4 protein-coding genes are annotated in these 12,708 nt (G+C 55.5%); all 4 read right to left on the bottom strand.

Features of this window, described 5'->3' with window-relative positions; genetic code table 11:
* Positions 1-525 precede the first annotated feature (525 nt).
* A complete protein-coding gene (gene brxL, locus P3T17_RS11860) occupies positions 526-2,565 on the bottom strand; it encodes a protease Lon-related BREX system protein BrxL (protein WP_429406813.1) in 2,040 nt (679 codons plus the stop codon).
* A 14-nt stretch (positions 2,566-2,579) separates the two neighbouring features.
* Positions 2,580-5,207 carry a BREX-1 system phosphatase PglZ type A gene (gene pglZ, locus P3T17_RS11865; protein WP_429406815.1) on the bottom strand — a complete coding sequence of 876 codons (2,628 nt, stop codon included), beginning with the start codon at positions 5,205-5,207 and terminating at the stop codon, positions 2,580-2,582.
* Between the two features lie 159 nt (positions 5,208-5,366).
* Positions 5,367-8,945: a BREX-1 system adenine-specific DNA-methyltransferase PglX gene (gene pglX, locus P3T17_RS11870; protein WP_429406816.1), complete on the bottom strand. Its 3,579-nt coding sequence runs from the start codon at positions 8,943-8,945 to the stop codon at positions 5,367-5,369.
* A gap of 81 nt (positions 8,946-9,026) precedes the next feature.
* The gene (gene brxC, locus P3T17_RS11875; RefSeq protein WP_429406817.1) at positions 9,027-12,698 is read right to left on the bottom strand and encodes a BREX system P-loop protein BrxC; all 3,672 of its coding nucleotides are present in this window, start codon (positions 12,696-12,698) and stop codon (positions 9,027-9,029) included.
* Positions 12,699-12,708: the final 10 nt, after the last annotated feature.

A 12,708-nucleotide genomic window follows, 5' to 3' on the forward strand; every position in this document is an offset into this window, starting at 1 on the left:
CATAGGCTTTGTAAAAAGTGCGCTCGAGGAGCATGTGTCCCGCTGCTAAGATGAGCCGCATAACTGCGGCCAGTTCGCAGATGGATCGAATGAAGACGCTTTTCGTGCACGGCAGCGGCTCAGGAATTTGAAGCCAAGGTTATCCGGCACTTATTGGGGATCTGGATTCAGCTGATGACGATGCAGCGGGCGCGGTGCGGAGCGCGCCGGCCGACTTCGGGTGCAAATTTTTTACGACGCATATGGGTGATGACGTCGAGCCGCGGCGGGCGTTTATCGAGCCGAATGCGCCGCGGGCGAGGAATATATGCGCAAGCCGGATTTGTCGTTGCAGGGAAGCGGAAATCATTGGACTAGCGCCGGGTTAGGGACGGCATGCAAAGTGTCGGCGCCCTCGAGTCGACTCCTCCATTGTGCTCCCAGACGTACTTACGAGGCGCGAAGGCTGGAGTTGTTAGCCCAAGACCTCCGCTCGATCCGCTTCGCCATGCGGGCGCGCCCGCAAAGGGTCTAGGAATACCGGTCTCAATCCACGCCTAATGCCTTAATAACCGCATCCACGGGGTCTGCGTAGAAGCTCGTCTGGAACTTGGTGAACAATTCCGGGGGGATCGTCGGTAAATCCACCGCGCTACTCATGGGCAGAGCTACCCGCTTGCCACCTGCGTCGAAGGCTACCTGCAGACATTCAGCGATGCTTTCCACGGGAGTAATGTTGCCACCCAGACTCATATCCCCAAGTACGACCATCTGCCCCTGCGCTGGGCGACCAACCAAGCCCGAGGCGAAAGCCACCAAACTAGCGAGCGCCATGTGAGTCAGCGGCCCGGTGTTTTGCAACTCCACTACATGTAGGTGAAAATCGTGCTCCAGAACTCTGGCCGATGCGCTAATACGTGAGGCATTTGCCTTGAAGTAATCAAAGGCAATCTTCACTTGCTCTTTGGCAATGCTGGAATTCCAGAGGCCAGATGTCGCGAGCTTCCCGGTACCTTTGGTGACCTGTAGCTCAAGTCGGTAGAGCCCAGGCATACCTTTACCGCTCAAGCCAATGGTGTGAATGAAACCTGGCTTGCTCTGGCCTTCTGGGATCAGCGTCCCGCCTCCCTGTTCTTTCACCGTTACGAAGTGCTCCTCCAGAGTTTCGTTATCGATGTAGCTGAAATGCACATCGTAAAACTCCATACCACCAATTTTTTTCAACTGCTCCTTGACCCGACGACGCGCCTGTAGGGCGTACGCAAGACACTGTCGTACATCTTCCTTGACGAACTGGTCATGGGGGTAGAGCAGCTTGAGAAGTCCAGAAACTGTCTTCCGTACGGCGATCACGTCGCGCTGGTTGAGATTGTTGCCAAGCTTGAAGTACTTGTCGATGGCATCTGCGAAGCTACGCTTGCGCATTTCGCGAAAAAACTCTGCTAGGTAGTCGACGATCAGTCCGTACCTATTGGTGAAGTACTCCGGGCGCATCTTCGGAATCTCCCAGCCCGGGATGTAGGCATGGAAGCGGTCAAAGAAGGCCGAGTCAATCATCTGCTCTGGGAACGGAGCCAACAGGTGGCTGGTCTTCACGAGCGACTCGACGCTCTGATTGATGTTACCGACGAAGACCATAGAGGCGGAGGCTTCCATCTGCTCGCGCCCCCGGCCAAAAGATCCGGAGGCCATGAAGTCCTTCATGATCTGGACGCCATCCTTGTCCTTGAAGTTAATGCCAGCTACCTCATCGAAGGCAACGACATCCCAAAGACCGACTAGGCCGATGCGCCGGCTGCTCATGTTGTAGAAGAGGTTAGCCACCGTTGTCTGCCCACCGGACACCAGCATGCTGTTGGGCGAGCACTCCTTGTAGATGTGGCTCTTGCCGGTACCACGCGGCCCTAACTCGCAAACGTTGTAGTTGTTCTCTACAAAGGGAACCATGCGAGCCAGCAAGTGCCATTGCACAGACTCATCCAAAGTGGAGGGTTCCATGCCGATAGAGCGAATCAAGGTCTCACGCCATTGCCCAGCGGTCAGGGCAGAACGAGCCGAGAAAAGTTCCTGCATGTTCATATTCGGCATCTGAATCGGCTTGAGCAGCGTAACGCCGAAGGGGGAACCGCTCTGGCCTTCCTCGTGGTAGTAACTCAAGGTGGCAATTACCCAGATGCCGCCGACCAGCAGCTTCTCGTACTCCTTGACGATGCCGGCAGAAATCTCAGCATCCTTTATGCCCAAGTTGCTGAACGAGGCCTCGTAACGATCCTTGCGTTCGTTGAGTCGTACGGTCACCCGATCAATCACCTTGTAGGTACCGCGTTCGCGCACAAGAGATTTGACCTTCTCGGCCTCGTCAGGGCGCACATAGTTTTCGGCCAGAATGGTCTTGACGTTCTTGAGGCCCTGTTCAATGACATCGGTGTCGTCCGATGCGCAGTACATACCCAACAGGTATTCGAGTACATAGACGGGAACGTTAGCGCCCTCCTTGATCAGCTTGGTCAAGTCTTTTCGCACCACACGTCCGGCAAAGTGTTCATTGAGAAGCTGATCCAAGTCTTTGTCCGGATAGATGTCCATTGCGTCTCATGCTCTCAAAAAAAATCGTCGGTGAAGGCCAAGTCGATGGTGACCTTATAGCGCTCCAACTCTGTATGCAAATCCTTGTCGCGGACGACCAGGAAGTAGTCCTTCTTGCGGTCGAAGTCACCGCCGAGCAAAGACAGTCGTACTTGCTTCATACGCTCGATCATGGAGTCAGTGGCACTAGCGAAGGTCACGACCTCCTCACTAGATACCAGCTGCTCGCCCTCGAAAATGGCGACCGCCACGGTGATTGGAAGCACCTGATCACTTACCGGCTCTGTCTGGATCAAATCGAAGCGCTGGATATTAGTCACCATCTTCAGCACTGACTTCGGTGAAATCACTCCCACCTTGCGCTTGGTGCGTCTCTCGGCCTTCTCGCCGCGCAGTTGGTTGACCGTCAGCACCGGTACAACAATCTCCTGGGGCATGGCGCCGCCATGTACAAACCGCGCACCGCCAACAAAGTGGAAACGGTTAGCGCCCTTTGGAATCCAGAATCGTGTATCCGAGGTTGTACCTGCTGTCTGCCTGGTGGATCCCTGCCAGACATCTTTAGCTGGGGGCAGCGTATGCCCGACGACGTAGCGTTTCTTGCTCTTGATCGCGTTCTCGGGTTTTTCCACGAGCGAGGTGCGGTCAGCGATTTCCAGCTTGCTCTGCTGGAACAAGAAACCATGGTCGGCGGTAATCAGCACAGTGCTTGTGTTGAAGTGCATGAGGATCTTTCGAGTCAGCTCCGTCAGTTCCTCAATGGCCACCTCCACATGGTGGAACGTGTCCGATTCGGAAGGGCCGCCACTGTCACTACGGTCATCGATGACGTTGTGATAGACGTAAACCAGTTGCTGATCTTTCAGTGCTTCTCGGCCTTCATCTCGTGACCAAGCTTTCACCTGGTCGGCTGTCACTGCCATGCCATTGTACTGAGCGAGGATCCTGTCACGTTGCGTTGTGCCGGCGGTGGATTGTCCATCTACGAACACCGTATCAACTGCACTTTCCCTATACTCCAAGGTGTTGTGGGGTAGTAGCGAGGCCATGCCCAATGTGGTGTAGCTGGGCAGCACGCCAAGCTGACTAGCGAGGGTTGCCTCGCTGTAGCGTTTCTCATTGATGCGGTCACGCAGTTCAACCGCGGCCTCATAGCGGAAAGCGTCACTGATGATAACCACTAGGCGCTTACTCCGATTCTTCTCAAATTGCGGCTGTACCCAATGATCGAAGAAGTTCTGCTGGTTGGGGACCCCCGCGATCCTCCAGTGCTCCAGCCGTTGCTCGGCCTCTACATTATCGCCCCAGCTTCGTGCCAGTTGGTCGAGGTACCAGTAGGCATAACATTGCTCGGCGGCTTCATCAAGCTTCTTCAGCAGCTCTACGTTAGCGCGCCGGGAAGCCGCAAAATAGTGGCGGTAAGCACTATCAAAGTGATACAACTCGCTTTCATAGGCCTTGTAGATCGCTTCGGTATTGGCGAAATGGAATCCACCGGCATGCTGCTGACGCAGGCTGAACAAATCAATCGCGGCTGACAGTGCAGCGTAGAGCAGGCGGTACTTGCGGCGGACCTCGTCGTCCTTGTGACGTGAGGCCCAGTAGTTATCCAAGCGTTCGGAAATAATCTTAGAAAACAGGCCTAGATCGTGTGGATCTGACTCCGGGATGGCCTTACTAAGATCGACGATAATCTGCCGCTCGACGGCCTCGAAGGTAGATACATTGACCAGCGTTTCCAACGGAACGCCACCAATCTTCTGCCCGATATGTAGAGCCTCGGCGACCCAGCTGGAGATTTCGTCGTAAGCCTTGTAGTAGCGCGAGCTATCCCGCCAGCGTGAAAGGAGCGCCCTAGAAGTCGTCCGGGCATTGGCAGACGGAATAGCAATAGCAGACGCCCAACTCGGGATGTCGCCGATGCTTTCGCAGAAACCGGTCGCCAGCAGCCGAACCAGGAAATGTCCGAGACTGAACGGTTTTTCGCCATTGATTTCCTCGACGCTTGCCGGATAGCCGACCTCATCCCGCAGCGCCTGGAGCAACGCTGGCATCAGGTCGAATTTGTACAGCTCATCAATAACTGGGTGATTCTGCTCCAAGCCCAGGTCATCACTTACCACTGCCACGGCCATGGTGCAGAGCAGCTCCATGATGTCGCTGGCGTTGGCCCCCAACACCACGGCAATCATCGCCAAATCCAACGCCTGTTCACTGTCGCTTGGCTGGATCAATCGTTTCAGGCTGGCCAAGCGATTTTTGTTGCCGAGGAAGCGCTCACGGCCAGCCAGATACTCGCGCAAACTCTGCTGCTGGAGGCCCAACTCGTTGAAAATCAGTGAAACTTTGTCGGCGTAGAAGCAGCGCGAGTAAAGCTTTACGTCCAACAGCCAGTCATCCTCGGCGTCCGGCTCGGCGCTGGGGAAATACAGCAGGTACTTGCCCTCGGTGTCATCCAGCTCCAATTTCAGCTTGAGGCCAAAGGTGGACTCGCCCGGCATATTCAGTACCTGAACATCAGGCAGATCAAGTTCGGGCAGCGCATCGACAAAGCTCTGTTCCGGGTCGTACCAGAACACGATGCGGTGGTTTTCCGCAAAAAAAGCCTGCTTCAGGCCTTGAGTCAGTTGTTTGGTGTTCATTCTGTCAGCCTTTGTCATTCACGGCTTATCTTGCAGCAGTACACACGCACCAGAGTTTGGGGTCCAGGAATCGTGCGCCTGCGCTACCTCTAGCGAAACGACGTTCCGGCTTTCAGCATCCGTGTCGCAAAGAATTCTCATAATCGTACCCGCAGACGTTTAGTCGCTCGACTTCTCGCCCCTAATCGCGTTCACCTCAGCCAGCAGGTCACCAAATTTCCCGTAGTTGATCTTCACGCCGTCATCCAGATCCAAGCTGATGCGCTGATCGGCATAGTGGCGGAGTTTTTCGTCGAAGGTGGCGATTTCGGCCTGTTGGCTGTGTAGGCTGGCGAGTTGTTTTTCTAAGGCCTTTTTCTCGGCGGTGCTGGTACTGGCGTCTATGTCCCGCTCAAGCTTGTTGGCGTATGTATTGAGCTTGGCAGTCAGTGGAATGACGTACTCGGTACGCATACGCGCCAGTGTGCCTTCGTTGTAACGATGCAGATACACCAAGCACTGGAAGGCCTTCTGCTTGCCGCTGCTGAAGAGCCAGTAGATCGGGCGCTTTTTGTAGGATCGCAGGTGATCCTTGAAGAAGTTCTCGCAGAGATAACGGCGCAGCGTTTCGCGGCTCGACTCGGTCTTCTTCGGCGAAAGGTTGTCGGTGAGGAAGCGCAGATTGGCTTCAAGATGAGTCTTGTCCCAGGCAACTGAGACAAATTCGATCAGGCGATTGGCCGCATCATCAGCAAACCATTCTTTGTCCGTGAGCGGCAGGATGCCGTCGGCATCGGCTGGATAGATAGTGTAGCGGCTGGGGTCGAAGCCGTGGTTGCCGCCGTGGGCGTAGATCAGCCCGGGTTCGTCGAGGCTGTAGCGGCCGAGCATGCAGCCGACGGCGTAGGAGACCAGCTCCGCGCAGGTGTCCTCGCGAAAGCGCGTCCACAGCTCGGCTTCGCTAAGCTTGCCGCCGTAGCGGTAGGCCGGGTTAACTGTGAGAGTGATCTGCTCGATGGGGACGTCGGGGGTGACCTCGCCCACCAAGTTGTAGGCGTCGATGAAGAGGCGGTTGTTCTCCTCTTCGAGGCGCTTCATTTCGGCGATAGTGTCTCGATTCTCGCTGATCCAACTGTTGTAGCTGGATTCGAGGGTGGGCGCGAGCTCGGAGGATGCCGTCAGGATTGGGAGGGATTGGAAATCCCAGGAGCGCTCGTAGGCATTCCAGTCAACCTTGCTCGCTGAAACACAGGCGTCGCCTAGCGCACGTAGGTGGTGTTCATCCCCGTAAACCGCGAACGGCAGCTTGTTGAAGTAGCCAATGTGAAAGTGGATTGTCGGATTGATAAGATCAGCCGCCAGCCCAAAGAACTTGGTATTGCAGTAGGCCACCAAACGCAACTTCCAATCCTCATCTCCTCCGAAAGCAGAGTGCCCAACAGCATCATGAATAAACCCCTGGGGGAACACGCGGAACGAAGACAATCCTGATGTCACATCCGACCAACTAACTGATTCATGAAAATAGTAATGCGGGTTTCGAATCACAGACTTCGGCACGAAGTTTCTAAGTTCCCTCCCGTCGTCTTGCCAGTCCAGTACGAACTCATGATTGCCGTACCACTTTCGGAATTCGCCACCTTTATTCGATGGGAACCAGCGTTTCTGAGACGCAATCGCTTCCGTTCGATCACCGCACCCTCGCGCGATGTTCAAATCCGAGACTTCGAACCAGAACCGAAGGAATCGTCCGTTATCACCCGTTTGCAGGCCAACCGCCGCTTCGGCAACTTCACCGAGTGACTTGCAATCTCGGAACACCGCACGCATAGCATCGCTTATCCAGTAGGCAAGCGGGCTCCCTGGGATATCCTCAAATTCGGTTGTAGTCTTTCGATATATCGCCTCCTTGGCCCGGCGTCGAGCAAGAAACAACTCGTTCTTGTTTACGGTCGCCGGTACATCGCTTAGGTTTTGATAATTGCCGGCTAGCTCCAGGGCATCGTTCCTCAAGACGAATGCCACCCCACGATGGTAAGTGTGAACTTCAGGAAAACAGTTCCAGCCTACGTGGACGAGGCTCTCAGTGTGGTGTTCTCTTAGCAGAGACTCTCTCAACTCAGTAAATGACGATAAGAACATCCAGCTATCCATCGTGACCATTGCGGTACGGCCTGTCGTGCTTGCGAGAATGCAGCCTCTCTGAATGAAGCAAGCGAAGAGATCGCTACGAGCATCGATATACCAGTCCTTGACGAACTCCTTGACGCTAGCGTTCATGCCAGTACTTCCCATGTACGGCGGATTTGCGACCACCGCGTCATACTTCGCCCCCAAGAGCTGGGCTTGCTGCACCAACGCCCCCAAACGCTTGAGCTCATCCGCCACAAACAGGTCCTGACTAGTCGCCTCACTCAGCAGCTTCAGCCCCGGAATCTTCTTAGCCAACTCTTCCGGTACCTGAATCAACGAACCGAAGGTCGTGGCGTGTTCGAACAGCCGCTTCAGCTCTGTGAGATCGTCCAGTTGCAGTCCGTAGTCCGCCAGCGTTACGCCGCTAGCCAACACCTCGGGATCAAACCCCGCGCTGTCCATCAACGCCATAACATTGAGCTTCACCTTGCGCTCGAACAGCCGCCGGTCGTCCGCTCGCCCCTTCATCATCAGCGCGAATCCGGTCAGCTGTGCCGCCCGAACGTCGATGTCGAGGCCGAAGACGTTTTTCTCAAGGATCAGCTGCGCCGCATCTCGCTGCCGGTAGCCGCGCTCCAAGTAGATGGCCCGGAATAGGTCGTAGGCCTCAACCAGGATGTGTCCGGATCCACTGGCCGGATCGATGAGGGTCAGCGCCTCGGGGTTGAGCTGGCTGGGCGTTATTGCCGCAAGCTGCGCCTTGACCTTGACGGTCTGTTCGGCTGGCTCGATGTAGTACTCCATCTGCGCCTTGAGCGGCGAGTCGGGATAGGTCGCCAGCCACTGTGCACCCAGCGAGTTCTGCACCATGTACTTGACGATCCAGTTGGGTGTGAACAGCTGGGTGGCTGCCGGTATGTCTTCCGACTTGACCACCTTGCCAATGACCTGGTCCTTCTTCTCCGAAATGTAGAACTGGTAGAGCCAGCCGATGATCTCGATATTGGCCCAGTCATCTTCGGGAATGGTGTTGACCAGCTCGCGGATCAGCGAGTCGGTCTTGGTTAGATTGTCCGGCAGCAACAACTCGGTGGCGTCATCTACCGCCTCGAAGAGAAATGGCATGGCCTGATGTAGCGCGTGACACTGGGCCAGAAGCAGTTCGCGGTAGAGTTCTTCGTCTTTGTTACCGTCGAGTTTCAGCTCGGCAATGCGCTGCTTATCTAGGCCCGGCAGATCGATATCCAGGCAATCATCGAGAATTTGGAAGCTACCTTGCTGCTCGGGATGACTGAGCACCCTCAAGCCGTGGTCGAGGTAGTCCTTGAGCTCCATAAAGCGGATGGCGCACAAGCGGTTGAACCAGCTATAGGCGGCCTGCTCCATCACTTGGGCAAAGCCCATCTGCTCAACTTTTTTCACCAGGGCCTCGCGGGGGCGAATGATGCTGGCAGGGAAAGGCCGGTCTCCGATCAAAGCCAGATCGCCTTTCTGCTCCAGCGGCTCGACGCCCATGCCGGGGATGCTCGACTCGCGAATGCCGAACAGCGCTGCGCGCTTAGTCATGGCGACGATAAAGGCGATGCGCGCCTTGGGGGCGTAGCTTTTTATATTGTTGGTGTTCATCTGAGCTTTCTCTAGTTCTCTTTTAACTGGCATTGACGTTTTGCTGCGGCCTGAAGGTGGCCTCCCTCAGGTCGCGCTAGGTCAGCGAATACGAATGCGCTTGTCTTGCTTGATGGCGCTTTCCAGCTCGACCTTGAGGGCGCCAATAAAGCGATCGATGTCATTCTGGCTTTCCAGATACAAGCCGTTGCCCAGTTGATTGAACACGCTGGTGGCAGCGACTTCGACCACTGGCTTGGGCGGCGCTATCGGTTTGGGCGCGGGCACCGGCGCAGGTGCTCGGCCCTCCTTAACATCGGTCGCCGAACTGGCCGCCTGCAACGTCTTAGTCTGCTCCTGCTGAAGCTTCTGCTGACGTTCGGCTTCGGCTTGAGTGGCGCGTTCCAAATCGAATACACCGTCATGCAGACGCTCGTCCGCGGTCTGGGTTTGCAGCATGTAGATATTGGCGATGCTCGTTTCCGTCTCCAGATCCGCCTTGACCAGCTGCAGTGGGCGCAGCAGACGGTTACTCAGCTCGGGGGTTTCGATACCGCTCTTGGCAATTTCAGCCTGAAGCTGTGCAATTTTCTCATCGATACGTGCCAGAGCATGCTGACGCTTTTCGGCCAGGATTGCGGCGTTAATGGCTTCTACCGTTTCAACCAGTGAAGCGACCTGATGCAATTGGCCATACGGCGAAGACTTCTGCTCAATCGATTTCAGCTCGGTCAGGGCTCGGTGCGACTTCTCGTCCTTATCAAGCGCTTGTTTGTTTTTCTCAAAACGGCGCAAGGCCTGCTGCAGGTGCTGCCAAGTGTGTAGCTGGTTGGTGAAGAACTCGTGCAGAGCGCGGTAATCCTCTTCGAGATCCAGATAGTCATTTTTGTTGTCGACCACTGCCTTAAAGAAATCGACGCTATCGGTGTTGCTCAGCAGACGCTGCAAGCTGAGTAGAGCTTGCTCGATGGCATCTTTGCCTGGGAAGCGCCCTGCATTGACTGTTGCTTTGTATTTTTCCAAGTTGGAACACCAACTGCCAAATTTCCCGCTGTAGTACTCGAACAACTCCTTCTCGCCTGCAGGACCAAGAGCGTTGAACAACTCCTGGGTGAGATTGCGTGCTTGCTTGAGCAGTATTTCGTCGGTCTGGCGCTTCTTCTGCACCGAGATTTCGCGACGACGGCGACTATTGGTCAGATACTCGCAGGCTTCCGACAGCGGCATGCTGGGACCAGCTGCGTGAAACGAGACACGACCGGCTGCAGCCAGGCGACCGAGGATCAGGAGAATTTCGCCATCGGGCCAACCATAGGGGCGCTTGCTGAAGCGCTCGACGATGTCGGCAACTAATAAGCGTTCGTTGCCGGAAGCGCGCAACGAAATGAACTGCTCAACCTCCTTGATAGCCTGGGGGTTACCCTCTTCCCCATTCAGCGTGAGGCCGAGCTGACCGATATCATTGGTGTGCAGAATGGCGTGAAGCTCACGCTCCGGCTCCTGTTGCAGCACACGCAGGTAGCCCAGTTTGGTAAAGGTGTTTTCGAGGAGATACTGGCAGGCCTCATCGTACTTGCTGACGATGTTGCTGCTGTTTAGCTTCAGGTGCTGCCCCTGGGCATAGACCTCTGCACGCTCAGCCAACTCTTCAAGCATGAGGCGTAGGCGTTTCTTGCGTTCCTGGTTTTCACGGCCACGCTCAGCGAGGATCTTGCTCAGCTCGGGCTGGCTGCCGTCGTCGTTAAGACGGATGAACTTGTTGGTTTTCAGCCAAGTGCGCAGCTCTGTGAAGAAGTCCTTACTGTCAGGCAATTTGAACAGTGCCATGCCGACAGGAGCCTCGCTGCTTTTGTTCACGCAGCCAGCCTCTCCGTAGAGGGCGTAGTCGAGATCCAGTGGCGAGATGACTTCGACACGGAGGTCATGCTCATAACGGCCTTCCAGGCTGTGACCGTCGAGGTAACGGCCGATGCTGTAGTCGGTCTTGTTGGCGCTGTAGCGGAACTTGTTCTTGTCCTTGAGCAGGTCCTTGTAGACCAAGTCTGAGAGTGCCTTGTTTTCTTCTGAGCCCGCGATATCTGTGGCTTTGATCTTTCGCGTGATGTCGCGTTCCTCGTTGGTGAGGAATACAAACTCATCGCCGTTGCGAGTGATCAGACTTTCCTTTTCAAGGCGCTGGAGGGTTTCTTCGATACTGCGACGTAGAGCCAGTTTGTCTTCGTCGACCTGTTCGATGGAGAGGGTGACAAGGTTATCTAGGGTGCCCTTGATCAGGTCGACATAGCGGATCATGAACAGAGTGCGTAGGATCTGTACATCGAAGGCATCAAGGACACTGCTTTCGGCCGCTTGATCAATAGTGCGCTTGACTGCTGTATCGAGGAAACCTTCGACTGCGCGGTAGAAGCTGTGCATGGGAATCAGCGCGCCGAGCGGTTTATCCGCAATGGCCATGGCCGCCATCTGGAAGGCATCAAGCATCGAGCGCTCGCCGTAGGCCAGGTGCGCCCCGGTGGCACCGACCTTGCGGATTTCTTCGAAGACCTTTTGCACCAGCTGGAAGTGGTATGGGGCAAAGGGGTAGTTGCTGATGAAGTTTTCCGGGCCGTCGAAGTTTTTCAGGGTCGGGCCGGAACGGTCGAAGGTGATCTGGTTACGAAGGATGTCGCCTTTCTGCGACCACAAGGCGCGCAGCTCTGCTTCGGCCGCCGGTGTTTTGCGCAACAGGCGCTTCTGGATGACTTCGTCTGTGTTGGAGCTGGATAGCGACAGACGCGTCTTGAAACGCCCGGCGATCTTGGAGAAGTCGTTGGCCTTGGAAGCGGACAGTTCGCCCAGGACGGCATCCATGTCGGCCTGCGAAGTGACAATGATCCAGGCGCGACCCTTGCAGATGGTACCGAGGTTTTCGGTAATCGTCTGCAAGGTCAGCATCAGGCGGGTGTCACTACCGATGAACTGACCGACTTCGTCCACCAAGAACAGCACGCGGTGCTCGGCTGGCCTACTGTCGAGATATTCCCGCACCCAGTTGCAGAAATTTTCGACCGAAACGCTGAAGGTCTGCTCAGAATCTTCAAACCACTTGTGTGCCGCCTCAGTCGACAAGTCGAGCGCTGCGGCTACCGCATGTTCGATATCATCCTGATAGAACTGATAGCCATCACGCTCCTCAGCCCAGTTCATCCCAGTGGATTCATTGAAGGCTTGCTCAAATCGTTTGTAGACACCGCGCTGGGTCAGGTGACGCTCCATATGCGCGATGTGCGGGTGATCGCCACTGAAGCCTTGATGCTCGTTGAATACACGCAGGAATACGTTGAGGATTGGATTGCCAGCATCGTTGGAGCTGGCCTTGCTGTCGATGTTGAACAAGATGACATCGGCGCTGTTGGCAACGGCCTTGTCGATGTCGGCACGGATCATGGCATCGCGCAGCTTGTTGGCATCAAAGAAGGAAACAGCCTTTCGAACTTTGCCCTGCCCGTCTCGTGCGTCAATATTGGCCAATAAGTAGGACAACGTCTTAAGGAAGTGCGACTTACCCGAACCGAAGAAGCCGCTGATCCATACGCCGACGCGGTTGGCGATGGACGGATCGCTCAAGTCAGTACTGTAGGACTCGAAGAAGCTGCGGAAATGCTTTTCCAGTTCGTTGGTGACGACGTACTCATCTAGCTCCTGGTGTACGGTTGCGTCATCCGACTGATCCGCCTTGACCACCCCGTTGATTGGGCGGTCGAGTTCCTTGAAGAAAATATCTTTAATGCTCACGTCAATCGTC

Source organism: Paraburkholderia sp. GAS82, assembly GCF_050436285.1.
Taxonomy (GTDB): Bacteria; Pseudomonadota; Gammaproteobacteria; order Burkholderiales; family Burkholderiaceae; genus Paraburkholderia; species Paraburkholderia phenazinium_B.

Excerpts from the sequence above, each read along its gene's own strand:
- brxL (WP_429406813.1), bottom strand. The coding sequence starts at position 2,565 with ATGGACATCTATCCGGACAAAGACTTGGATCAGCTTCTCAATGAACAC.
- pglZ (WP_429406815.1), bottom strand. The coding sequence starts at position 5,207 with ATGAACACCAAACAACTGACTCAAGGCCTGAAGCAGGCTTTTTTTGCG.
- pglX (WP_429406816.1), bottom strand. The coding sequence starts at position 8,945 with ATGAACACCAACAATATAAAAAGCTACGCCCCCAAGGCGCGCATCGCC.